19 protein-coding genes and 1 pseudogene are annotated in these 24,224 nt (G+C 44.4%); 7 read left to right on the top strand and 13 right to left on the bottom strand.

Going from position 1 to position 24,224, the window contains the following annotated elements; genetic code table 11:
* Positions 1–19 precede the first annotated feature (19 nt).
* Together OH455_RS12565 and OH455_RS12560 are read left to right on the top strand one after the other, a co-directional pair.
* Positions 20–208 (top strand): hypothetical protein, encoded by a 189-nt coding sequence (locus OH455_RS12565; RefSeq protein ID WP_045974609.1) that lies wholly within the window; start codon positions 20–22, stop codon positions 206–208.
* 74 nt (positions 209–282) lie between these two features.
* Positions 283–549: pseudogene (locus OH455_RS12560) on the top strand (formate--tetrahydrofolate ligase); the annotation flags it as partial.
* Between the two features lie 51 nt (positions 550–600).
* Here OH455_RS12560 and vctC read toward each other — a convergent pair.
* The 5 genes from vctC to OH455_RS12535 all read right to left on the bottom strand — a co-directional run bounded on the left by vctC (position 601) and on the right by OH455_RS12535 (position 4,822).
* Positions 601–1,356, bottom strand: coding sequence for an iron chelate ABC transporter ATP-binding protein VctC (gene vctC, locus OH455_RS12555; protein WP_269981633.1), 756 nt, complete (start codon positions 1,354–1,356; stop codon positions 601–603).
* 7 nt (positions 1,357–1,363) lie between these two features.
* On the bottom strand, positions 1,364–2,314 hold the full coding sequence (gene vctG, locus OH455_RS12550; protein WP_269981632.1) for an iron chelate uptake ABC transporter permease subunit VctG: 951 nt from the start codon (positions 2,312–2,314) through the stop codon (positions 1,364–1,366).
* A complete protein-coding gene (gene vctD / locus OH455_RS12545) occupies positions 2,304–3,242 on the bottom strand; it encodes an iron chelate uptake ABC transporter permease subunit VctD (RefSeq protein WP_045974612.1) in 939 nt (312 codons plus the stop codon). Before vctD ends, vctG begins: the two co-directional genes overlap by 11 nt.
* Positions 3,243–3,312: 70 nt before the next feature.
* The gene (locus OH455_RS12540) at positions 3,313–4,224 is read right to left on the bottom strand and encodes a siderophore ABC transporter substrate-binding protein (RefSeq protein ID WP_269981631.1); all 912 of its coding nucleotides are present in this window, start codon (positions 4,222–4,224) and stop codon (positions 3,313–3,315) included.
* A 181-nt stretch (positions 4,225–4,405) separates the two neighbouring features.
* Positions 4,406–4,822: an RNA-binding S4 domain-containing protein gene (locus OH455_RS12535; protein WP_269981630.1), complete on the bottom strand. Its 417-nt coding sequence runs from the start codon at positions 4,820–4,822 to the stop codon at positions 4,406–4,408.
* 147 nt (positions 4,823–4,969) lie between these two features.
* Here OH455_RS12535 and OH455_RS12530 point away from each other — a divergent pair, with 147 nt between their 5' ends.
* The gene (locus tag OH455_RS12530) at positions 4,970–5,722 is read left to right on the top strand and encodes a substrate-binding periplasmic protein (protein WP_269981629.1); all 753 of its coding nucleotides are present in this window, start codon (positions 4,970–4,972) and stop codon (positions 5,720–5,722) included.
* A 71-nt stretch (positions 5,723–5,793) separates the two neighbouring features.
* On the opposite strand, the gene OH455_RS12525 is transcribed toward OH455_RS12530, so the two are convergent.
* Positions 5,794–7,437, bottom strand: coding sequence for a response regulator (locus tag OH455_RS12525; RefSeq protein ID WP_269981628.1), 1,644 nt, complete (start codon positions 7,435–7,437; stop codon positions 5,794–5,796).
* Positions 7,438–7,930: 493 nt separating this feature from the next.
* Here OH455_RS12525 and OH455_RS12520 point away from each other — a divergent pair, with 493 nt between their 5' ends.
* Entirely contained in the window at positions 7,931–9,706 is a 1,776-nt protein-coding gene (locus tag OH455_RS12520; RefSeq protein WP_443088604.1) for an EAL domain-containing protein, read from the top strand.
* A gap of 23 nt (positions 9,707–9,729) precedes the next feature.
* On the opposite strand, the gene OH455_RS12515 is transcribed toward OH455_RS12520, so the two are convergent.
* The 6 genes from OH455_RS12515 to OH455_RS12490 form a co-directional block, all read right to left on the bottom strand.
* Positions 9,730–11,322 carry an ABC transporter ATP-binding protein gene (locus tag OH455_RS12515; RefSeq protein ID WP_269981627.1) on the bottom strand — a complete coding sequence of 531 codons (1,593 nt, stop codon included), beginning with the start codon at positions 11,320–11,322 and terminating at the stop codon, positions 9,730–9,732.
* Positions 11,323–11,324: 2 nt separating this feature from the next.
* A complete protein-coding gene (locus OH455_RS12510; protein ID WP_206369169.1) occupies positions 11,325–12,362 on the bottom strand; it encodes an ABC transporter permease in 1,038 nt (345 codons plus the stop codon).
* Positions 12,362–13,450, bottom strand: coding sequence for a microcin C ABC transporter permease YejB (locus OH455_RS12505; protein ID WP_045974619.1), 1,089 nt, complete (start codon positions 13,448–13,450; stop codon positions 12,362–12,364). The genes OH455_RS12510 and OH455_RS12505 overlap by 1 nt, the downstream gene beginning before the upstream one ends.
* Before the next feature lie 11 nt (positions 13,451–13,461).
* Positions 13,462–15,270: an extracellular solute-binding protein gene (locus OH455_RS12500; RefSeq protein WP_269981644.1), complete on the bottom strand. Its 1,809-nt coding sequence runs from the start codon at positions 15,268–15,270 to the stop codon at positions 13,462–13,464.
* A gap of 637 nt (positions 15,271–15,907) precedes the next feature.
* On the bottom strand, positions 15,908–16,426 hold the full coding sequence (locus OH455_RS12495; RefSeq protein WP_206373205.1) for an NUDIX hydrolase: 519 nt from the start codon (positions 16,424–16,426) through the stop codon (positions 15,908–15,910).
* Between the two features lie 59 nt (positions 16,427–16,485).
* The gene (locus OH455_RS12490) at positions 16,486–18,123 is read right to left on the bottom strand and encodes a methyl-accepting chemotaxis protein (RefSeq protein ID WP_269981626.1); all 1,638 of its coding nucleotides are present in this window, start codon (positions 18,121–18,123) and stop codon (positions 16,486–16,488) included.
* A 309-nt stretch (positions 18,124–18,432) separates the two neighbouring features.
* On the opposite strand from OH455_RS12490, the gene OH455_RS12485 reads away from it, so the two are divergent.
* Positions 18,433–19,431, top strand: coding sequence for a 2-hydroxyacid dehydrogenase (locus OH455_RS12485; protein ID WP_045976488.1), 999 nt, complete (start codon positions 18,433–18,435; stop codon positions 19,429–19,431).
* A 36-nt stretch (positions 19,432–19,467) separates the two neighbouring features.
* Here the strand turns inward: OH455_RS12485 and OH455_RS12480 are convergent, their stop codons facing one another.
* Positions 19,468–21,828 carry an ATP-binding protein gene (locus OH455_RS12480; RefSeq protein WP_206369173.1) on the bottom strand — a complete coding sequence of 787 codons (2,361 nt, stop codon included), beginning with the start codon at positions 21,826–21,828 and terminating at the stop codon, positions 19,468–19,470.
* A gap of 214 nt (positions 21,829–22,042) precedes the next feature.
* On the opposite strand from OH455_RS12480, the gene OH455_RS12475 reads away from it, so the two are divergent.
* Both OH455_RS12475 and OH455_RS12470 read left to right on the top strand, forming a co-directional pair.
* Entirely contained in the window at positions 22,043–22,537 is a 495-nt protein-coding gene (locus tag OH455_RS12475; protein ID WP_206369174.1) for a hypothetical protein, read from the top strand.
* Between the two features lie 14 nt (positions 22,538–22,551).
* A complete protein-coding gene (locus OH455_RS12470; protein WP_269981625.1) occupies positions 22,552–24,174 on the top strand; it encodes an ABC transporter ATP-binding protein in 1,623 nt (540 codons plus the stop codon).
* Positions 24,175–24,224 lie beyond the last annotated feature (50 nt).

Below are 24,224 nucleotides of genomic sequence, written 5' to 3'. Positions count from 1 at the left end.
TCAAACGCGGGAGGTGGGCATGAATATTAGAGATAACATTCGCGCTATTGAGCAACAAATCTATGTAGCTTGCTCAGAGGGTGATTACGACACGGTACAAATGCTTGAGCATCAATTAGAGAGTTTGCGGGGCAAAGCCGCACAACCTTTCGATGATGACCCCTACGCACCAGAGGGAAAACTATTCCCCGAGGATGATTGGTTTTAACGACGAATGCCCTGCTTTGCAGGGCTTTCTTTTGCTATCTAACCTAAGTCAGACTGATCATCCTTTCCGCCACCAAAGCCAAGCAACCGTTAGCCGAGTTCAAACAACATGGCTTTGATCACTTGGCAGTAGGCTTGCGACTCTCTATTTCTACTGACGGCTCTATAAAAGGGGCTCCCTCACAGTTTGACGTCCCTATTAGAGAAGTAAAGTTATGTGCGGGAGCGGGGTTCATTTGCGCCCTGTGTGGTAATGTCATGACCATGCAGGGACTACCAGGAAAACCAGCTTTTATGAACCTTGATCTGGATGAAGCTGGCCACATCGGCGGCCTGAGCTAATAGACAAAAACTGCGCTATCGAATCAAGGTTTTGTCGATAGCGCTTTGGTGTCAATAATAGGTGCACATCCTTTTACCATCGACTTCAATGATGTTAAACGGCGTTTCGTAAATCTTCTCTAATATGTCTGACTTAATCACTTGATTAACCGTCCCCTGAGCCACCACTTTCCCCTTCTTAAGCGCGATAATATTGTCCGAATAACACGCAGCAAAATTGATATCATGAATGACGACCACGACGGCTTTATTCATCTCATATGCGAGGCGTCCAACGTTGCGCATAATTTGTAATGAGTGCTTGATATCGAGGTTATTCAGAGGTTCATCCAGAAAAACATAATCTGTATCTTGCGCCATCACCATGGCAATAAAAGCCAGTTGTCGCTGACCTCCACTCAGCTCATCAAGATACTTATGTTGGATGTCCAACAAATCGAGATAAGATATCGATGTTTCGATCACCTGTTGATCGTCGTCCGTAAGCTTACCCTGACTGTATGGAAATCGACCAAATGACACCATTTCCCTCACGGTAAATCGCATTGTAATGTTGTTGGCTTGGCGCAGCACTGCCAGTCTTTTCGCCAACTCTTTGGTATCCCAATCTGTTAAAGATTTGCAGTCGATGAACACTTGCCCTTCATCTTGAGTGATCAGTCGGCTTGCCATTGAAAGTAAGGTGCTTTTACCTGCACCATTCGGGCCAATGATTGACGTCACCTTACCCTTTTCAAAATCGGCACTGGCATCAGAGACGACTTTTGATTGACCAAACCACTTGGTCAAATTCTGCAATTTAATCATAAAACCTCTATATGATTCGGTTACGCAGCAACATAGTGAGGAAGTAAATACCGCCCACAAAGTTGATAACCACACTGAGTGTCGTCGAAAAACCAAATACTTTTTCTACTATCCACTGACCACTCAGTAGAGCGACAACTGAAAGTAGAGAGACCCCCAGCAACAAAACTCTATGTTGATAACTATTGAACCATTCACGAGTCAAGTTAGTCACCAAAAGACCAAAGAACATAATCGGCCCCACCAATGCAGTCGAAATAGCGATCAGCGCGGCCGACAATAGCAAAACGCACAGCGTCGTCCGTTTCACATCAACCCCGAGGCTAGTGGCATTATCTTTATCTAACCAGAAGACATCCAGCAAACGGTTCATTCGGTACAACAGTGCACTAATTAACAAAAGCAGCGGCGTACACAAGTAGACAAGTTCAACGCTGATGTTGTTAAAACTGGCAAACATGTTGGCTTGTACCGACGCGAAGTCACTCGGATCCATCAACATAATAAAGAAGGAGGAAACGCTGCCAAACAATTGTCCTAATATCACGCCTAGCAACAACAAGACCATTAAGTTCTGTGTTTCTCCTTTGAAGTAGAAACTGAACAACAACAAGGAAAAAGCCAGCATAACTACAACAGACACACTGAAATTAAAATACGCATTCATCGCGATACTGCTCAAGCCACCAAATATGACCACAACCAGTACCTGAGTAAACATGTACAGCGAGTCGAAGCCCATGATACTCGGCGTGAGAATTCGGTTGTGCGTGATGGTCTGAAAAGCCAACGATGACTGTCCTATCGCGATACCGGCAACAATCATTGCCAATACTTTCGGCACACGCCGAGAAAGAAAGTACTGATAGTTGTCGGCATTTAATCCGATTCCAATAAACAAAAAGCAAAACAGCAGTGCAGTGACCACTAGCCCTATCAGCTTCATCTTATCCTGCATGTTTGTGTCCCTTTAAGATGAAGTAGATGAACACACTACCGCCTAAAATACTGATAATGGTCGAAATTGGAATTTCATAGGGGAAGATAATCAATCGACTTGCGAGGTCACAGCTAAGGACGATCAGAGCACCGATAATCGCAGTAAGCGGAATGTTGCGACGCAGGTTGTCGCCATAAAATCGACTGACCAAGTTAGGAACAATCAAGCCAAGGAAAGGTAACATCCCTACGATCATCACCACGGAAGCAGACATCACGGAGACCAGCAAAACACCAATAATCAGCACTTGTTGATAGTTCAAACCTAGGTTGACAGCGAAATCTTTCCCTAACCCGACCGCCGAAATCCTTGCCGCATACAGATAGCTGAAAATGGCCACTGGCACAGCAATGTAAAGCAGCTCGTAATCGCCCTGTAGCAGGTTGGCAAAGTTAGCCACTGTCCAACTCGAGAGGTTTTGCAATGCATCGTATTTGTAGGCGACAAATGTCGCGAGCGAATCGACCACGTTACCAAAAATGATTCCAATAAGCGGGACAAACACTGCATTCTTAAACTGAATGCGGTTAATGAACTGTACAAACAGTAATGTGCCCAACATTGAAACGGTGAAAATCAACCACAATTGCTGACCATTGCCAAAGACCACTAAGCTAAGTACATATCCCAGCATCGCACATTCAATAGTCCCAGAGGTGGACGGCGAAGCAAATCTGTTCTGGCTGATCTGCTGCATTATCAAGCCAGCAATGCTCAGCCCTGCACCAGCCAATAGCACAGCGACCAGTCGAGGGATACGACTGGCGAGCAACAAATGCCAACTGTCCCTATCACCTGCGATTAAACCAGCGACATTCAGTTGCCCAACGCCAACAAAAATTGAACATCCGCTCAGGAGTATTAGAACCAATAACAGTTTTTTCAATGTAAACCCTTACGACGCAAAAAACCTCAAGCCACTTTGGCTTGAGGTGGCGTAAATCTTGTTAAGAGGATCAGTTGATACCAGAGGCGATTTTCACGTCTTCAATCATTTGCTCTGTTGCGCGCATACCTGAAATCGATAAATACCAAGCATTGATGTCTAGGTAGGCCATTTTTTTGTTTTGGTAGGCTTGAGTGGCTTTGACCAACTCATTTTCGAAATCACGTTTGACTGTACTGCCTTTACCTTTGTTAATAAGGATATCCTTATCAATTACTAACAGAGCTGAGGGATCAGTTTCGCGAATAAACTCGTAAGAGACTAGGTCGCCATGGCGGCTCTCTTTGATCCCTTTTACCGACTCTTGAAAACCGAAATCTTTGTAAATGGCAGAAAAACGTGACTGCGCACCGAAAGTGGTGATATTGCCGCCAGCGCTCATCACAGTGAGTGCATCTAAGCCGTTTTGGCTGTTCGAGGCTTGAATCGATTTGAATTCTTTATCTAACTGCTCAATTTTTTGCTCTACAAAATCCTGCTTTTCAAAGACTTTACCAAGATTACGCCATTGCTGTTGGGTGCTTTCCCAGTAGCCTTTACTGGCATCTGAAGCGTAAACAATGGTGGGTGCAATTTCAGACAGCTCTTTGTATTTTGATGCCGCACGTGTACCTATGATGATCAGATCAGGCTTTTGCGTATAAATAGTTTCAAAATCGGGTTCGTGAAGACTCCCCGCAGAAGTGAATTCATAGTCACGGTATTCGGACAAATAATCGGGGAACATACTAACAGTCGAAATCGCAACCGGTTTGACATTAAACGCTTTCACCGTATCTAATGCGCCTAGGCCTATCACCACAACCCTCTTAGGGTTGGTTTCTAACTTGGTAACACCTTGTGCGTGTTCAATTTCCACTAATTTAGCATTGACGTTGAATGCCAATAATCCTGCGGTCAGCGCGACGGTAGACAATTTCATTGTTCGGACTCCATAATCACAAATGCAAGCTATTATCATTTACGTTTATGAGGATGTCATCAGTGCTTTACGTTTTTTACATTTGTTATGGAAAGGAAAAATATAATATTTTCTGTAAGTTAGGTGGTTATCGGTGGTGTATTTGCGTGCTCTAGAATTGAGCACGCTGAAGGGTTAAGCGTTAAAGAAAATCAATATTTGAACGCCCGATTTCGTTTTTCTTGGTCTCTTTCTTCTTGTCGCTTTTGTCTTTGTGGGCTTTGCGCTTTTGTGATGACTTACTCTTGTTATCTGGTCTAAGTGCTGGCTGGCTAGCAGCCTCTTCTTGCTCTTCAGTCACTGGGGCATCGCAGACAACAACATAATACTCTTGGTTAAATTCGAAGAAGTCACCATCGTACATTTTACGACGTTTACGGGTTTCAAGTTCTCCATTAACAGCCACATAACCCTCTGAGATAATGTGTTTCGCTTCACCACCTCCGCCAACAAGGTTGGCAATTTTGAATACCTTATACAGTTCAATTGGCTGAGATGAAACCTCAATCCCTATTGCTTCGATCTCAATTTCTTGCTCATTTTCGTAGTCATCTGTCATGTTTTGTTTCAACGGTACTTGGAAAAAAACTGAGTCTAATGCCTATCTGCTCATAAATAAACTAAAGTTAAACATAGAAACCGCATCGTAAGGGTACTCGCTTTGCTCAAATGGACACTTGTTCTGTTGCTATTTTCATGGCAAACAATGGCTTATCATCCACCAACGAAAGTTGTGGTGTATGGAGACGATTCCTACCCTCCTTACAGTTACGGTGAGGATGGGGTTGCCAAAGGCATCTACAGTGACATACTCCGTCGAGTCTTCGAACAAATGCCGGACTACGATATAGAATTGGTCCCTGTCCCATGGAAGCGCGGCCTCAAGATGCTTAAAGTGGGTCAAGGCTTTGCACTCTACCCTCCCTACTATTATTCCGATCGACGCCGTTATATTTCTCCATATTCCAAACCTATTCTTGATGAGGAAGTGGTCGTATTTTGTCACCCAGAGAGGACAAAAGAACGCGCTTTAACTGAGTGGCCCCAGGATTATCTAGGGTTAACAGTGGGTGTCAATGAGGCCTTCGCGCTTGGTGGGCAGGCATTTTGGGATGCCGTTAAGTCAGGAGACATCACTCTTTTAGAAGCCAAGGGGAATCGCCCCAATATCATCAACCTGTATGAGAAGAAAACTGACTGCTACATGAACGATAGGCTGTCGATTTTATGGGAAATTAAGCGCATGACCAATGAGGGCTTATTACCACAGGACTGGCAACTCACACTCGGTGCAGTAGTCAGCAGCGAGCAAGGCTATCTTGGTTTTACCAACCGTGCCCCTGATAGTTATCCCTTTAAAAAAGATTTCATCAAAAAATTCAACCAATCACTGAACAAGCTGAAAGAAACTGGTGAGATTGACAGCATTATCAAAGCCTATTTTGAAAATGGAATATAACCGTCTCAGATCAAGATTGACTTGTGGCGAGACAGGCCTGCCATTTAACTTATCCTGATGCACGGCAAGAATTATACTGTCGACAGTGTGCGATTGAATTTCTGCTTCGCCAGATTGAGATGCTTCAGTGCATCAAGCCGCTCACTCTTTCTTAAACTCGATGTGTAGCTAATCGCGGCTTGGCAGTCAAAGATCGCCTTTTTTACCTCTTCTGGCCCAATCTTTTGGGGGATTTCTCGGTTAAGTAGTAACAATAACTTATTGGCTACCTGCACACATTGACGCCTAGATTTAAATACTTCTATGCAGAGTCCGATCGCCTTCTCTGTTGATTGAAATGCATATTGATCAACTTGCCATAGAAGACGATCTAACGTGGACTTACGTTTTCGACTACGTTCAATCTGATTCTCCAGCATAAGCTGCAAAGAGCATGCTTCCAGTGAAGGTGTCTCATCTATCACGCGATTGCGAACCCAATTCGTTACTTGATCAAACCAATGGTAATTGTCTGTCTCGTAGAGCAGATACAACAGGTAATGGAGCCATGACAAATCTAATTGATGATAGTTCTTGAGCAAATCAGCCAGCTTAATTCGAGCAACTTTATAGTTGCTATCGTGCAATTCAATATGTACCTCGACCAACGTCAATGCAAGTCTCTCATTTTCAGATAAGTCGACCTTCATGAGTTTATGCAATTCATTCTGCGCTGATATTGAGATAGAACATCCTTGCGCCTTTGCAACCGTCAATTTTAATCGCAAAGCATAGATTGCACTCGATAAGGTGTTGTAGCGAGTGTTGGCAATTTGTTGACGGTATAGTGCAAAACCACTCATCGCTTCCTCGAGGTTATCTTCGATTTCACACAGTCGAGTATACGCTAATATACGAGGTACATTGCCTTTGGAAAACTTAAGCGCTTGAGCTAGGGCTTGCTTTGCTCCCCGCTGGTCTTTTCGTAGTAAACAACACAGCGCTATACTATCTGACACTACTGAAGGTTGTTTACCCGTATCATCAATCCATTGCTCAAGAACAGACTGCGCTTGACTTGGCTCCCCCATTTCGATTAAAGCCATTGCATGACCAGTCGTTGCCCATTGACTATTGCGCTTTGTTCGGCAAGCCTGAAAGTGCGCTATCGCTTGTCGCTTCAGTCGCTGGCTGAGGTATAGATCACCTTGAATACGCAGAATATGAGTTGCGTATTCAGGGTAACACTTCAGCGCTTTAGAGAATGTTTCCTCAAGATCCGAAACATCACACTGTTGTGCACTCAATAACAATGAGGACATCACTTGCTTGCGCCTGTACACACGTAAAATACGCTTCTTGAGGGCATACAAAGAATATGGCTTAAGCACATACTCATCCGGCTCCACCTCAAGAATTGAACGCACCACTTCTCCATTCGTCTCGCTAGTGAGCATGACAAATGCACATTGAGGACGAAGCAATCCATGATAGCGGCATTCTTCAAAAATTTGTTTACCTGTGAGCACTTTGCCAAACCGATAGTCGCAGATAAACAAGTCGATCGAAATCTCTCGAAGGGTTTTATAAATCGAGCCGACATTCTTGGCCGTATAGATCAAACGGTCACTAAAGCCCGACTCTCTGAGCAGCATTTTTAGATTAGCTATGACCAATGGAGATTCGTCGGCGATCAGTACGCCCGCTTGGCTCACGTTTTGGATTTGGCCGAACATTATTCAACTGTTTTCATCTTGAGAAATGGTTGGTTAGGGTATAGAAACTAGGAACGGATTAACACGATAGTTTTATCAGAGTTCTGTCAAAATCAAACAATTGCAGAAACCCTATAAATAACTGATATATATGTAATTTAAATAAGAAATGGTTTGGTGAATTTATGCACAGTTCTCTCTTTCACATCTCATAATCTGCTTCTCATGCTGACTGCTTAATCATCCTTTTAAGATGATTTAACAAAGCCTCATTGAAGACAAAGGGGTAACGTCTCATTTTTACCAATTACTCAGCTAAAATAAGAGTATTTAAGTGCAAAAGATGAACGCATATCAATAAAAGATCAAAATTACTGTCTCATACTTGACTCACTGCTGGAGCTCAACAAATATTTCATGTTAAAACTATAGGTTACACCGAATATATTTTTAAATTCATAACTTTAGCTTATGGAAGGCTTTCCGCGTGATGGATTTAGGTACGTCGAATTACATGTCACATAACATCAAAAACAAAACGTCACAATCGAACGCTTCGTCTGTCTCAAGTAGCCAGTCTGTTAGTGACACATCACAAAGACCAAGCTCCGCTGCACTGAGCGGCGCCGAACTTGATCAGCTAATGGATAACCACTTTAAGCATATGTTCGACGTGTTTAATGATGGTCTTTTCTATATGACAGACGATGATAGAATCTTTTTTTACAATCCGACGTTTTATGAAAACTATGATATAGCCTCAGGGCAGTGCCATCTCGATGCGTGGCTCAATCTTGTTCATCCGCTGGACAAAGCCATGTTAAAAAATGCAGTCGACGCACACATCCAAGAAGACAATCGTAAGATTTCGACTCAATACCGAGTAAAAAACAAGGCCGGTCAATATGTTTGGGTTGAAGGTACCGCAGTGACCAAAACCATCAATGGCAATCGTTTTATGATTGGTTGTCATCGTGATATTTCAGATCGAAAACTGATGGAAACCTACGTTCAGCAGGCTGCATTTAGAGATAATGCCTCTGGGCTGTCAAACAGCCAGAAGCTGAACATTGATATTGACGGTTTAGTTGACCAACTGCCTGGTTTGCATTCATTAGTCTACATCCAGATTGGCGATATTCGTTCCTATCTCAGCGCTTATGGTCCTCACATTTTACGTGACGTGATGTCACACCTTATCACAGCGTTAAATTCATTCACGGATGACTTCGTTGATATCTATCGTGTACGCTCTGATGATTTTGCCGTGCTAGTTAGAGGGCAATATTCAACCAATGAACTCACCCAACTCGGTGAAAATATCGCCAAGACTTATCTCGAATCCCTTCAGAGTAGCAGCTACATGTATGGTACCGATATCAGTATTGGTATTTTCCCCAGCTTTGATATCGGACTTGCAGCGGAGGAAATCATCAAGATCGCGGCTCGCACCTGTCAATTTGCTGGGGAAAAGAAGCGTAACCGAGTTGGCGTATACAGTAATGAGACCAAAAGCAAAGTTGACCGACACTTCTATATCGAGCGCGAACTGGCCAATGCGATTCATAACCAAACCCTATCGGTAAAGTTTCAACCCATTATCTGTGCTAAAAAAAATCGCGTCGCCAGCTTCGAAGCGTTAGTTCGTTGGAAAAGCGATAAAATTGGAGAAATTTACCCGGATGAATTTATTGAAGTGGCAGAGAAGAAGGGGCTGATCGTTGAGCTAGGGTACCTTATCTTTTCTAAAGCGAGTCAATTCATCAAGCGATACTTATCCGTTCATCGCACCAATATTCGAGTCAATGTTAACGTATCCGTTTTACAACTGTTGAATCATCAGTTTCCAGATCGGATCAAGCAAATCGCGGATCAGCATGGCGTCGAAACCAAAAACATTGTCTTGGAATTAACCGAAACCATCATTCTCGATGGTAATAAAGGGGCGATATCTCAGTTAAGTCGTTTGAGTCAGTATGGTTTTTTACTTTCCTTGGATGATTTCGGATCCGGTTACAGTTCCCTCAATAGCTTTTTTGACCTCCCCCTAAATCAGATTAAAGTCGACAAGTTGATGGCTTGGCGATGTCTCGACAACCCTGCCACTATGGAATATCTAACCTTCATCACTCAATTGTGCCAATCACATAATGTAGATATTGTGGTAGAAGGTATTGAGAATGCCGAGATGCAGAAACGTTTCACTGAAATGGGAGCTTCATTCCTCCAAGGTTACTGGTTTTCTAAGCCTCTTTCTGTCGCTAGTGCAAGTCAATACATATCCGTCTAACGGCAGCCTCTTTCATCCGCTCATCAAAAACTCGAGAGTTCTACCAGTTTTTGGGTGTAGCTCTGTTGTGGCTGTTGGAATAGAGTCACGGTTTCTCCCTGTTCAACAATTTCGCCTTGCTGCATGACAATGGTGTAGTGACATAACGATTTGACCACATTCAAGTCATGGCTGATAAACAAATAGGTCAGCTGATACTTTTGTTGCAGCGATTTCAGTAAGTCCAGGACTTGCGCCTGAACCGTGCGATCTAATGACGATGTGGGCTCATCCAGTAAAATAAACTCAGGCTTTAAAATTAACGCCCGAGCTATCGCGATACGCTGGCGCTGACCTCCTGAGAATTCATTGGGATAACGATGGCGAGTCTCAGGATCGAGGTCAACTTCCTCCATCACTTCGCATATCATCTTGTCGACCATGGGGTCATCATAATCATAATGAACACGCAGCCCCTCACCGATTACCTGGGCCACAGACATTCTCGGGTTAAGAGCTGAAAACGGATCCTGAAACACCACTTGCATTTTACTGCGGTACGGTAGCATCTCTTTACGATCTAAGCCTTGCAGTTCATGCTGCTGATAAGAAATCGAACCTTGGGAATGAACAAGACGCAGAATCGCCATTCCCGTTGTTGACTTACCAGATCCACTTTCACCAACCAAACCAATCGAATGACCACGCTTTAAATCAAACTTCATGTCAGTCACGGCTTTTATATGCGATACCACACGTTTAAACAGGCCACCCGTTATTGGGAACCATACTCTAAGATTGGCGACAGATAACAGGTTGCTGGCATCAGCGGAGACTTGAACGGGCAAACCTCTAGGGTCTGAGTTTATTAACTTTTGGGTATAGGGGTGTGTTGGCATGGCAAAGAGTGACTGGCAGTCCGCTTCTTCTACCAGCTCACCATTTTGCATGACGGCTACACGGTCTGCGATGCGCCGAACAATACTTAAATCGTGGGTAATAAATAACATCGCCATGCCTAACTCTTGTTGCAGCTCTTTTAGCAGGTCCAAAATCTGCGCCTGCACAGAGACATCCAGTGCGGTTGTTGGCTCATCTGCAATCAATAACTCAGGCTCATTGATAAGAGCCATGGCAATCATCACTCTCTGTCTTTCACCGCCAGATAACTCATGTGGATAGGCATTAATCTTTACATCTGGGTAACGTATGCCAACTTTAGCCAACCACTCGACAGCTAAAATTTCGGCTTGCTTTTGCCGCACACCACGATGAATCGAGAGTGTTTCGACTAACTGCTTGCCCACTTTATGCAAAGGGTTAAGCGATACCATAGGTTCCTGAAAGATCATTCCGATCCTACCACCGCGAATTCCCCTTAATTGCCTCTCCGAGCAGCTCAGCATGTCGATGCCATCAAAATGGATGCTGCCCTCCAAATAATGGGATGAACCATTGGGAAGTAATTTCAACACTGAATTCGCGGTCACAGACTTACCCGAGCCACTCTCTCCAACCAATGCAAGCGTCTCGCCTTTGTTGATCGACAATGACACCTGATTGGTCACTCGCTCGATCGCTTTTCCACGACCAAACCCTACAGATAAGCCGTCTATTGTTAATACTGGTTTGGTCATGGTTATCTCCCTTGATGATGAGGGTCAAAGGCGTCGCGAACCGCTTCACCAACAAATACGAGCAAGGTTAGCATTAGCGACAATACAAAGAAGGCTGAAAAACCTAACCATGGTGCTTGTAAATTCGCTTTCCCCTGAGCCAATAATTCACCCAGTGAAGGCGAACCCGCAGGCAAACCAAAACCCAGAAAATCAAGAGAAGTGAGGGTGGTTACGGAACCGGAAAGAATGAAAGGCATCATAGTCAAAGAGGCGACCATCGCATTGGGTAACATATGGCGTCTCATAATACGGCTATCACTGACGCCCATTGCCTGCGCGGCTCTAACATAATCGAAGTTTCGACAACGCAAAAACTCTGCTCTGACAACCCCAACTAGACTCATCCAGCTAAACAAAACCATAATGCCGAGCAACCACCAGAAATTGGGTTCAACGAAACTAGACAGAATAATCAACAAGAAAAGAGTCGGCATTCCCGACCAAACTTCGATAAAGCGCTGACCTAACAAATCGAGCCAACCACCGTAATAACCTTGGGTAGCGCCAACAATCACTCCAATCACACTGGAAATGATGGTCAGCACAAAACCAAACAACACAGAGATCCTGAATCCGTAGATGATTCGTGCTAAGACATCTCGCCCTTTGTCGTCAGTGCCAAGCAGATTGACGCTATCGGGCGCAGACGGCACCGAGCTAGAGATGTTGAAATTGATCGTATCATAGCTAAAACGAATCAAAGGCCAAATGATGTGCCCCTCTTCTTCGATCAGCTCAACAACATAGGGGTCGGTGTAATCAGCTTCCGTCTCAAACTCCCCACCAAACTCAGTTTCCGCATATTGAGTGATGACTGGGTAATACCAACCTCCTTGATACTTCACAAGCAAAGGCTTGTCATTGGCGATCAGCTCAGCAAACAAACTGATTAAAAATAACGTCATAAAAATCCACAGTGACCAGTAACCACGTTTGTTTGCTCGAAACCTTAGCCAGCGCGCTTCATTTAACGGATTACGTCTTTTTTTTGTCAGCATTAACGCGCCTCAAAATCTATTCTTGGGTCAACCCAGGTGTAGGTTAAATCAGAGATGATGCTCAGAATCAAGCCAAGCAGCGTCATAATATATAAAGAACTAAACACCACTGGATAATCTCGTTGGATCGTTGACTCAAACCCGAGCAAACCAATGCCTTCAAGTGAGAACATGACTTCAATCAACATAGAACCGGTGAAAAAGATGCTGATGAACGCCGCAGGGAAACCAGCAATGATGATCAACATCGCATTACGAAACACGTGTTTGTAGAGAATACTTCTTTCATCCAAACCTTTCGCTCGTGCCGTTACAACGTATTGTTTGTTTATCTCATCGAGAAAAGAGTTCTTGGTCAACATGCTCAATGTTGCGAATCCACCAATAACCATCGCCAGTATCGGTAACGTCAAATGCCAAAAATAATCGATGATTTGCTCGTACCAAACGAGCTGCTCAAAGTTGCTGGATACCAGCCCCCGAAGCGGGAACCAACTCAAGTAGTTGCCACTCGCAAACAAGATGATCAAGATGATGGCGAACAGGAAACCAGGGATCGCATAGCCAACAATCACGACAGCACTTGACCAAACGTCAAATCGAGAGCCATGGTGGATGGCTTTCATGATACCCAAAGGAATGGAAATCAGGTAAATGATCAGCGTGCTCCACAAGCCCAATGAGATAGAGACAGGTAAGCGCTCGACAATTAAATCAATCACATTACCGCCTTTGAACAAGCTTTCGCCAAAGTTAAATGTGGCGTAGTTTTTGAGCATATCAAAGTATCGCTCATGCAGAGGCTTATCAAAACCAAACTGCTTTTTTATCTCCTCAACGACTTCTGGATCGAGACCTCGTGAGCCTTTATAACCCGTCGAGTTAGCGTCACTGCCTACATCAAGGTCAACTTCACTGCCGCCACCAGCAAAACGTTCCATAATGCCAGAGCTATGCCCTTCTAACTGGGCAATAGCCTGTTCCACCGGTCCTCCCGGTGCAATCTGAATAATGAAGAAGTTGATGGTGATGATCGCCCACAGCGTGGGGATCACCAAGAATAAGCGACGAAATATATAGGCTGCCATCTATCCCTCTGCTAACGTCGTTTTTCAGGTAACTTGGCAGCTTTATCCTTTGATATCCACCAAGTATCAATACCTAAGTCATATCTCGGCATGTTGTCCGGACGCTCGAATTTGTCCCACATCGCTACACGATACTCACTCACGTGCCATTGTGGAATGATGTAAAAGTTCCACTGCAACACTCGGTCGAGAGCACGCCCTAAAGAAAGCAATGCATCTGGGTCTTGCTGTTTTTTGGAAATTTCCATCGTCAGACTATCAACAACAGGATCAATGACGCCCGCCGTGTTGTAGGTTGAATCGATGTAGTTGGAGTTCCAGACAATCATCAAGTTTGGACTCGGATATGGATTCGCCGAATAAGCCGAGGAAACCATGTCAAAGTCGCGATCGCGAAGTCGCTTAATATACTGTGTGGTATCAACAGAGCGGATCTTCATATCGATACCCATGCGCTTCATATTCTTTTGTACTGGAATCGCAATACGTTCCGTGGTCGGGCTATAGATCAATAGTTCAAAGCTAAACGGTTGACCCGTTTTAGTATTGGTGAGTACTTTGTTTTTCAGCTCCCAACCCGCTTCTTTAAGCAGCTCAAACGCAGTACGCATCTGGTTACGAATACGTCCCGAGCCATCGGTAACCGGAGGCTGGAACTGTTCAGTAAATACGCGAGGAGGGATTGCGTCTTTAAAGGGCTCTAGCACTTTTAGTTCCTTAGCACTCGGGACGCCCTTCGCTTCGTAGTCGGTATTCTGGAAATAACTGCGCGTGCGTGTGTACTGACCATAGAACATGTTTTTGTTCATCCACTCGAAGTCCATTGCATACGTCAGAGCTTCACGGACTCTAGCATCTTTGAACACTTCACTTTGTGTATTAAAGACAAAAGCTTGTGTGTTTTCTGGCTTCTGATGTGGAATTTCTTGTTTGGTGATATACCCCTTATCAAAATTCACGCCTGAGTACGAGTTGGCCCAAAACTTCGCTGAGTTTTCCAGACGAAAATCAAATTCACCGGCTTTGAACGCTTCCAGCATGACAGTGTCATCGCGGTAGTAATCGTATTGTACTTCCTTGAAATTATTACGACCGACGTTTACTGGCAGATCTTTAGCCCAATAGTCGTCTACTAACGAATAAGTCACACTCTGACCAGATTTATAATCAACAATTTTATATGCTGAACTACCAACTGGAGGAGTAGCAAGAGGTTCTGAAAATTTCTTATCTTTCCAAAAATGTTCTGGCAATACACGGGTCGTTTGGGCAAAGCTGAACATCTTTTCGCGATTAGGCGCTGCCATTTCAATACGAACAGTCAGATCGTCTTTTGCCGTGACCGACTTAATATCCTTATAGTAAACGCGATACTGCGGTACACCTTCAGTCATAAATTTATCAAACGTGAAAGCGACATCGTGCGCAGTGATTGACTCGCCATCGTGGAAACGTGCCTTGGGGTTAATGTCCACCTCTAGCCAGGTGTAGTCATCCGAGTATCTCACTCTCTCTGCGATCAGAGGGTAGTAGGCATCGATTTCATCACTGGGAGAAAACATGAGCGTATCATACAACTCTCCTGTTGCGGCAGCAGCGACACCTCTGGAAGCGAATCGGTTGAAGTTATCGTACGTCCCGACTCGGCCATAAGTCATTTTGCCAAATTTCGGGGCGTCAGGGTTAACATAATCAAAGTGAGTAAAGTTGCTTGGGTATTTCGCCTGGCCAAAACCAACTAAACTAGTCGTTTCGATAACTTTGGCATAACCGATCGAGCTTAAGCTCACAATCATTGTCCCTAATAAGACACTGCGCATTCTTGTCATTACCATTCCCTCGGCTGAAATCGCTATTCTCAAATAAATAATTAATATTAATAATTCAATTACTTGAATAAGTATAGGTGTTCAACACAAACCTTTCGAAGAGTTCACGTAAGAATGGGCATACGTCACTGGTGAGTGGCTTGTTTCAATGTCGAGTTGTGAACTGATCCTAGTTCTGAAGTAACTCGACGAGTCACTCCGAACGCTGCCAGCTCAGAAAGCCGAAACGTATGTGAAGACTTTATAATTGTGGGTGACGAAACACGATACACAACCAACCTTTTCTAGTTGTTGTGCAGTTCAAGCGTCACATCCGCTTTAGTGACTGTCCCCAAAGGTATACGTTAGTGACTGTCCCAAAGGTACCCTCAAAGGTACCCTTTCTTTTGAGGGTACGATTTGAGTGACGGTACGATTTGAGTGACTGTCCCCGAAGGTAACTGCGAAGGTAAGGTCATTTGGAACATCAGCAATTAGAATAGGAGGGAAAGCCCCCTAGGGCTGACACACCACAATGGTGGCTCAGTCGGGCACGATCTCAGAGCTATCTTTGTGCCGATATTATTCCCGAATCATTTAATCAATTAATTAAGTATTAAACCCACTAAGGCAGTGAGTTCAATATGGTTTAGAGCATTTCTTTAGCAATCATGTGTAGCAAAAACGTTTCACGCTCAATGCTCATGCCTTTTTTTGGGCTCTCCGCCATCGTTTTTTCATTGTGAGCAATGGCTTGATGAATATTCATCCAGACCGCCTTCATACCGTTGTTAATTTCATAGTCTTCGTAAGCGGTTTCACCTAATTCACGATCGACTTTGCAAGTGTAACAATATGAATGCATGTGAATGACATCCGCATCGTCTTTGTACCAAGGGCGAAATTCTTCATAGATTCCATATGGCTTGATATTGTGAATATTTTGCGCTCCGGTTTCTTCCTGCAGCTCACGTACCATACCGGCAATCACATCTTCACCCTCATCAATACCTCCGCCAGGAATGGTATAATCATGATAGCGCTCGGTATACAAAAGAAGAATATCTTCACCATCAACGACAATCGCTCTTGCCGCATTGCGTTGGAAAACAGTTTTATCGTCTAAATGACCAATATCAGGGTGAATGGCAGTTTTGAGATGTCGCATGAAATCGTCGTCATTAAAAAATGTGTCGCGATTCTACCATATCACCCTGCTGTCTCAAGCTAAGCAAGCTTGAAGCGATTTATCATTGCCATCAAATCATCCGACACTCGCCCAAGCTCCTTACTAGAACTGGCCATTTGTGCCGACTCCCCAGAGACGGTCGATGCCATATCACTCAGACTCACAACATTGCGATTGATATCATTCACCGTCACCGTCTGCTCTTCCGCAGCGGTGGCGATATGCTGATTCATGTCCTCAATCGTATGAACTTCTTTGTTAATCTTGTTCAGTGCCTCACCAGCTTGGCTCGATAGCTGTGATGCGTTGGTGGCTTTTGCTGTGCCTTCATCCATGACTTTCACCACATTTTCAGCGCCGATCTGCAGTTTCTCAACAATGTTTTGAATCTCCAAAGTAGACTCGTGGGTGCGAAGTGAGAGGCTTCTTACTTCATCAGCCACCACCGCAAAGCCGCGCCCTTGTTCACCTGCCCTTGCTGCTTCAATGGCTGCGTTCAGCGCGAGTAAATTGGTTTGCTCGGCGACACCTCGAATCACTTCAAGTACGGTGTCAACATTGCGCGCATCAGAAGCAAGCTTCTGTACAACCTGACTCGCAGACTGGATTTGCGCCGCAAGCTCATTAGCACCTTCAACGTTTCTGTCAATGATCGTACGGCTGTGATTGGCTTCTTGTGCCGCTAAACGACTCGCATCATTCGCTTCCACAGTGCGAGCGGCCACCTCTTCAACCGTTGCTAGCATCTCCGTCATCGCCGTCGCGAGCATATCCACATCGCTCTGTTGTTGGTTGAGGCTGTTGTCGATATGATGAACGGAAGTAGAAAGTTGATTCGCTGCGCTCGAAACCTGACTACCTGAATCGCTGATGCTGAGCATGATTCCCTGAACGGAAGCCACAAACTGGTTGAAATAGCGAGCCAAAAGCCTCAATTCTTTACTGCCCTCTTCAGGCAACCTTTGTGTCAGATCACCCTCCCCCTTGGAAAGAGTCTGCATAGCACGAACCGTACGCTTGATTGGAGATGTGATGGTTTTAATAAAAAAGCCAATGGCAATGGAAAGTCCTAAAAGAATACTGATCGCATAGCCCGCGGACGCAACTTCAGAACGATGCATATCAGCTTGAAGTGCAACCATATTCATTCCCGAACCAATCATCCAACCCCATGGCTGGAAAATCAACGCATAACTAGTTTTAGGATCCAATGCCTCACTGTCTGGATTCTTCCAGCTATAGTCGACAAAACCACCGCCATTATGAGCGACTTGGTAAAGTTCCTGAACAAAGAATTTACCTTCACTGTCCTTCAGCCCAAGAATATTTTTGCCGAGCAAAGACAGTACGCCACTGGCTAACTGCACACCATCAGCATCACCGACAAAGATATAGTTGTCACCATCAAAACGCATGGAGGAAATGGTCTGTAACGCTCGGCCTTGAGCCTCACTTTCTGAAATTTGACCCGACTGATAGAGTTGATAGTAGTGTTTCGCGACACCTGAAGCAGATTCGACCAGAGTCGAAACACCTCGCTCATAGTTTTCGCGCATGTGTTCACGGGACTCCGCAATGTTGAGGAGAGTATTCACAAATAAACCAATAGCAAACAAGCCTAATATAGACCACGCTCGTGCTGCTATGGACACTTCAGAAAGCTTTTGTTTAATCATATCCATATTTCCTAGCCAAAGAACAAAATCCCACTTGCCCTTAACTTCACCTTTATTTAAGTAGATGATTAATAAGCTAAGAGCTATTTAATTTATAAATACCACTTTAGCAGCAAAAAAGTGATCTTGAGATGAAAATTGAGCGAATTTTGCTCGCAAAACTATTAGTAACAAAAGAGTCACTGTAAACATTTGAGCAATATATGCGTTTCATACTCCATATAAAATTTATGGTTTAATTTTTCTTGGAATCACGGTTCAATAGAGGCTGTTCTATTTCCTCCCGTAATATTTTGAGAGAGGCCTACCATGTTAGATGTCGCGGTGTTTAGTGCTAAGTCTTATGACGAAGCGTCGTTCGCCAAAGTAAACAAGCAGTATGGATTTGAACTCCATTTCCATGAGTTTCAGTTAACCAAAAAAACCGCCAAAATGGCTCACGATTGCGAGGTGGTTTGCGCGTTTGTTAATGATGATTTATCTGCACCTGTATTAGAAGTACTGGCAGAGCAAGGGGTAAAACTGATTGCAATGCGCTGCGCGGGTTTTGATCGCGTGGATTTAGATGCAGCCAAGCGACTTGGCCTTCAGGTGGTTCGTGTACCCGCTTATTCACCAGAATCTGTCGCAGAGCATACGGTTGGTCTAATGATGAGCCTGAACCGACGTTTCCATAAGGCCTACCAGCGTACCCGAGATGCCAATTTCTCATTAGACGGTTTAGTTGGCTTTAACTTTCATGGTAAGACTGTGGGCGTGATTGGTACAGGTAAGATTGGCATCGCGACTATGCGTATCCTTAAAGGCCTGGGTATGAACATACTTTGCTTTGATCCATTTGAGAACCCTATCGCCATCGAACTGGGAGCGCGTTACTGTTCAAAACAAGAGTTATTTGAAAAAAGTGACATCATCACCCTGCACTGCCCAATGTCAGAAGAAAACTACCACCTTCTGGATGAAAAAGCATTCAGTCAGATGAAAGACCGCGTTATGATCATCAACACAAGTCGTGGAGGATTGCTGGATGCCGCTGCTGCCATCGAAGCATTGAAGACTGGGCGGATTGGAGCCCTCGGACTGGATGTTTATGAAAATGAGAAAGAGCTCTTTTTCCGAGACAAATCCAATGACGTCATTGTCGATGATGTCTTTCGTCGATTGTCCGCTTGTCACAATGTTCTCTTCACAGGGCACCAAGCTTTCCTCACCGAGGAAGCACTCGGCAACATCGCTGATACTACCTTAGGTAACATTGACGCTTTCGGAAAAAACCGCGCTTCTGGTAATGAGCTGGTGGAACGATAGGATGAAAAAGGGCTTTCAGATGAAAGCCCTTTTGAGTTATTTCCTCAATGCATTGAGCTTGGCTTGAGCAATGCCAAATACCGTATCGATTGGATAACTGCCCTCATCACTTGGTTCACCAGCAGGTCTACCCATAAATAATTCGATAGCCTCAGTCACGTGGTCAATCGCCCAGATTTGAAACTCACCTCGTTCAACCGCTTTGACAACGTCAGGACGTAGCATAAGATTGTGCATGTTGGCTCTTGGTATGATCACACCTTGGTTCTCGCTACGGCCTTTAATTGAGCACACATCGAAGAAACCCTCAATTTTCTCGTTAACACCACCAATAGGCTGCGCTTCACCAAATTGGTTCATTGAGCCAGTAATGGCGATGTCTTGTCGGTTCGCTTGTTTAGAGAAGGCTGATACGACCGCACAAAACTCGGCCATACTTGCGCTATCACCGTCGACGCCGCCATAGGACTGCTCGAAAGTGATGGTTGTGGTTAATGGTACTTTCGCCGTTTTACCGAAGACCGAAGAAAGGTAAGCGGTCAATATCATCACACCTTTGGAGTGAATGCTGCCACCTAAGTCGACGCTGCGTTCAATGTCGATCACTTCACCGCCACCATAGCAAGTCGTCGCCGTGATACGGTTTGGTGCACCGAACATGTACTCACTGGTGCTCAACACAGATAGCGCGTTGACCTGACCAATCGCTTCCCCTTCGGTTTTAATCAAGGTCGTTCCGTTAATAAATCCTTCCATCACACTGTCCTTGAGACGACTGACTCGCATCTCCTGATTGGCCAGAGCCTCTTCAACATGACTAGAACGAATCATGTTCGAATTGGCCTGACGAGCAACGTAATTGGATTCTCGGATCAGGTTTGCGATATTGGCTGAGTGCAATGATAGCTTAGTCTGGTCACCTGACAGCCGAGAACTATGCTCGATAATCCGGGCGATGGCCTTTTTATCACAATGGAGCATGTTGTTGTCGTTGACGACACTGGAAATAAAACGCGCATACTGCAGTTCAGACTGCGGGCTGCGGGTCATTTCGTCTTCGAAGTCAGCCGTTACACGGAACAGCTCACTAAACTCCGGATCGTAATGTTGCAGCAATTGATAAGTACGGTAATCACCAAACAGGATGATCTTTACATCCAATGGGATAGCTTCAGGGTCCAGCGAAACCGCACCTGTTAACGTGACTTCTTTTTCGAGCGAGGTAAAGCTTAGTTTTCGAGCTCGCAGCGCACGCTTCAACCCATCCCAGACATAAGGTTGTTCAAGCACTTTTTGAGCATCCATCATGAGTACGCCGCCATTAGCTTTATGTAGGCTACCTGGGCGAATCAATGAGAAGTCGGTAAATACGGTACCTTTGAAGGTGGCCGTTTCAATATAACCAAACAAACTGTGATAGTTAGGGTTCTCTTCGACGACAATAGGGAATTCATCACCTTTACGGCTTACAAGAACGTTGACTTTATAGCGACGAGGCAGTTTCTTATCTAGAGATGCCGTAGCAACCTCTCCTTGCTCTGCGCTTTGTTCAAGAAAGATATCCGCATTTTCAACAATATCTTGCTGGAGCTCTGTCAAATAAGCTTTTATTTCGGCGTAGCCAGAGTAGTCCTTTTTCAGCTGTTTGATGAAGTGAGTAATGACATCCAAGGTCACGTCGTCGTTCAGCTTCTTGATTTTTTCACTGTACGCTTCTTCCCACTCCGTCAGCTGACGAACCATGTCTCTCAACTTAATTTCAAGCTCATCAATCGTAGAACCAAAATATTCTTGTTCTTTTTTAGTCAGTTCCTCAAAAGACTCTTCAGTGTGCATCTCCTCACCATTCATAGCGACAAACTGGTAGTCACCCTGAGTCGTAATCGTGAGACTGATGCCTTTGGTTTTGGCTTCTTTGGTGATGACGGCTAACTCTGCTTCTTGTTTTTGCGCTAATTGGTTTTTAAGCTTATCAGCTCGACTGTAGTAGAGCTCATTATCGAATGCGAGAGGGATTGCATTGACTAATTTTGACATCAGTTTTTCGATGTCTTGCTTAAGTTGGCTGCCAATACCACAGGGGAGTGCCAGTACTTTAGGTGTCCTGATATCCTCGAAATTTGCCACATAACACCAATCATAAAGTGCTTTCGCATCATGCTGGTGGCGATTGAGATAACGCAAAATCATTGTTCGCTTGCCAAGGCCGTTCTGGCCAATAGCATAGATGTTGTAGCCTTTTTCCTTAATGGACATAGCGAACTCTACTGCCTTTTGAGCACGTTCTTGACCGACGATTTCGTCAATGGGTGCCAGCTCTTTTGTAGACTTACTCGGTAGCATTTCCAGCTCCGCAGCATGATACAGCTGGCTCATTTCTAGCCGTTGAATTGCCATCTTTCTTTCCTTATTGTTGTTTTCCATCAACTCTATAACGACTTAGTGTAGGCCAGTTTTGGTTATATTTTAGTGACTTAGGCAGTATTAGAGTTCAACTGGCTAAATATCCACCAATTATGCTGACAAATATCATTTAAATGATAATTGTTTGCAATAGATAATAAATTGCATTTAAATATGCCGTGTTACGATTTTGGTGGAGTAATTGAATATGGATCTACAACAGTGCTGGACACATTACCTAAAAGCTGAACAGTTATTAGAACAAGGTCATTGGCCAGAGGCGCACTACTTGTACGATCAAGTTCTGCATCATTTACCGACGCATATCCAAAGCGCGCTAAGTGACGACCAAATCAAACCTTGCCAATTCAGCTGTTTATTGACTGGCTTACGAGATGCTGCTGTCTCTCAATCAGAGATCCTCAACAAGATGGGTCAGCATCAAAATGCCTTCGATTTACTCAATCAAAGTTATGCTTTGCTTCAGTTTATGTCGATTGAATCTGCAGAGTTGGTTCAGGCGACCCACCACATTCTTGCGAAAAACTGTGAGGATCTTTTGCGCCATATGGGCGCGTTTTGTAGTGCTCAACGTAATGCTCAGTGGATGTTAGAGTTTCAACAAGTTCAAAAGGCTCATCACCACTTTTCAGCATTGAAGAGCTATGGCAATGCAACGGAAAGCTCGCATCAAATAAATTAAAACAAGGAATGCAAATGTCACAGATGCCAATTCTAGAGGTGAAAAACCTTTCAGTAAGCTTTACAACCAACGACGGTATTGTAGACGCAGTAAAGGATGTTAACTTTGAACTCTTTCAGGGGGAAACGCTCGCTATCGTAGGTGAATCCGGTAGCGGTAAGTCCGTTTCGACCAATGCTCTGATGCAGTTACTACCAAATAACGCCATTGTTCACTCTCAGTCCAGCATCATTTTTGAGGGTGAGCAACTGGTCGATAAAGCCGAAAAAGAGATGCAGTCTATTCGCGGCGACCGCATTGGTATGATTTTTCAGGAACCAATGACGTCTCTCAACCCGTTCATGCGAGTAGGTATTCAGGTGGCGGAAGCCATCATGTGTCATCGTCCAGTCTCGCGTTCTCAGGCTAAACAAAAAGTGCTTGAGCTGTTTAATCTGGTTCATCTTCCGAACCCAGAGCAGGCGTACACTAAGTATCCGCATGAATTCTCAGGCGGTCAGTTGCAACGTATTATGATTGCGATGGCATTGATCAACGAACCTGACATTCTTATTGCCGATGAACCAACAACTGCGCTTGATGTAACAGTACAAGCAGAAGTGCTGAATCTAATTAAAGAGATTCAGGCTAAGATGGGCATGGCTATTTTGTTCATTACACATGACTTAGGTGTCGTAAAACACCTTGCAGACCGAGTCATCGTTATGTGTAAAGGCGATGTGGTTGAGGAAGGCCAGTGTCAGGCATTGTTTAGAAACCCTCAGCATGATTACACAAAAATGCTGATCAACTCGATTCCGAAAGGCAGTAAAGATCCGGTAAAAGTTGGCGCACCGCCATTACTTAAAGCCGATAACATTCGCGTCAAATTCCTCATAAAGTCTCATTTTATTCAGAGCAAAAATGAGTATTTTGAAGCGGTTAAGGGTATTTCCCTTGAACTTAAGCAAGGTGAAACTTTGGGTATAGTCGGCGAATCAGGATCAGGAAAATCGACGCTTGGCCGCGCACTTATCGGCCTGTTACCTTGTACTGGTGGGATTGAATTTAAAGGTCAGGATGTTAAAGCGCTAAGTGAAAAAGAACGCTTTGCGCTTAAGAAAGACATTCAGATGGTGTTCCAAGACCCTTATGGTTCTCTATCTCCACGTATGACCGTCGGCGACATCATTACTGAAGGTCTAACCGTGCATCAACCTCAAATGGACCGCGCTGAACGCATGCAGCGTGCGCGTAAAGCATTGGAAGAAGTGCGATTGGATCCTAACTCAATCAACCGTTACCCACATGAGTTCTCTGGTGGTCAGCGTCAGCGTATCGCCATTGCTCGTGCTTTGATCCTAGAACCGTCATTCATTCTGTTGGATGAACCGACGTCTGCACTCGACCGCTCGGTACAGTTGACCGTTATCGACCTGCTTAAAGATATTCAGAAAAAGCACAACATTGGTTTCCTGTTCATCAGCCATGACTTGAGCGTAGTGAAAGCACTTTCTGATCGAGTACTCGTGATGCAGAAAGGCGAAGTGATGGAAGAAGGCACCGCCGATGACATCTTCCACTCTCCGAAAAATGACTACACTAAAATGCTTATTGATGCATCTTTCGACTTAGACGAAGAGATCGTTGCAGCATAAAACAGAAATATATTGGTTTGGCCGCCAATCAAAGCCGATGCATGGACGCA

The organism is Vibrio sp. T11.5 (assembly GCF_027587155.1).
GTDB classification, from domain to species: domain Bacteria; phylum Pseudomonadota; class Gammaproteobacteria; order Enterobacterales; family Vibrionaceae; genus Vibrio; species Vibrio neptunius.
This window is presented reverse-complemented; position numbering and strand designations above follow the sequence as displayed.

Bases quoted from the DNA above. Each gene is read 5' to 3' on its own strand.
- OH455_RS12565 (WP_045974609.1), top strand. From the start codon at position 20: ATGAATATTAGAGATAACATTCGCGCTATTGAGCAACAAATCTATGTA.
- vctC (WP_269981633.1), bottom strand. From the start codon at position 1,356: ATGATTAAATTGCAGAATTTGACCAAGTGGTTTGGTCAATCAAAAGTC.
- vctG (WP_269981632.1), bottom strand. From the start codon at position 2,314: ATGCAGGATAAGATGAAGCTGATAGGGCTAGTGGTCACTGCACTGCTG.
- OH455_RS12540 (WP_269981631.1), bottom strand. From the start codon at position 4,224: ATGAAATTGTCTACCGTCGCGCTGACCGCAGGATTATTGGCATTCAAC.
- OH455_RS12535 (WP_269981630.1), bottom strand. From the start codon at position 4,822: ATGACAGATGACTACGAAAATGAGCAAGAAATTGAGATCGAAGCAATA.
- OH455_RS12530 (WP_269981629.1), top strand. From the start codon at position 4,970: ATGGCTTATCATCCACCAACGAAAGTTGTGGTGTATGGAGACGATTCC.
- OH455_RS12525 (WP_269981628.1), bottom strand. From the start codon at position 7,437: ATGTTCGGCCAAATCCAAAACGTGAGCCAAGCGGGCGTACTGATCGCC.
- OH455_RS12520 (WP_443088604.1), top strand. From the start codon at position 7,931: ATGTCACATAACATCAAAAACAAAACGTCACAATCGAACGCTTCGTCT.
- OH455_RS12515 (WP_269981627.1), bottom strand. From the start codon at position 11,322: ATGACCAAACCAGTATTAACAATAGACGGCTTATCTGTAGGGTTTGGT.
- OH455_RS12510 (WP_206369169.1), bottom strand. From the start codon at position 12,362: ATGCTGACAAAAAAAAGACGTAATCCGTTAAATGAAGCGCGCTGGCTA.
- OH455_RS12505 (WP_045974619.1), bottom strand. From the start codon at position 13,450: ATGGCAGCCTATATATTTCGTCGCTTATTCTTGGTGATCCCCACGCTG.
- OH455_RS12500 (WP_269981644.1), bottom strand. From the start codon at position 15,270: ATGCGCAGTGTCTTATTAGGGACAATGATTGTGAGCTTAAGCTCGATC.
- OH455_RS12495 (WP_206373205.1), bottom strand. From the start codon at position 16,426: ATGCGACATCTCAAAACTGCCATTCACCCTGATATTGGTCATTTAGAC.
- OH455_RS12490 (WP_269981626.1), bottom strand. From the start codon at position 18,123: ATGATTAAACAAAAGCTTTCTGAAGTGTCCATAGCAGCACGAGCGTGG.
- OH455_RS12485 (WP_045976488.1), top strand. From the start codon at position 18,433: ATGTTAGATGTCGCGGTGTTTAGTGCTAAGTCTTATGACGAAGCGTCG.
- OH455_RS12480 (WP_206369173.1), bottom strand. From the start codon at position 21,828: ATGGCAATTCAACGGCTAGAAATGAGCCAGCTGTATCATGCTGCGGAG.
- OH455_RS12475 (WP_206369174.1), top strand. From the start codon at position 22,043: ATGGATCTACAACAGTGCTGGACACATTACCTAAAAGCTGAACAGTTA.
- OH455_RS12470 (WP_269981625.1), top strand. From the start codon at position 22,552: ATGTCACAGATGCCAATTCTAGAGGTGAAAAACCTTTCAGTAAGCTTT.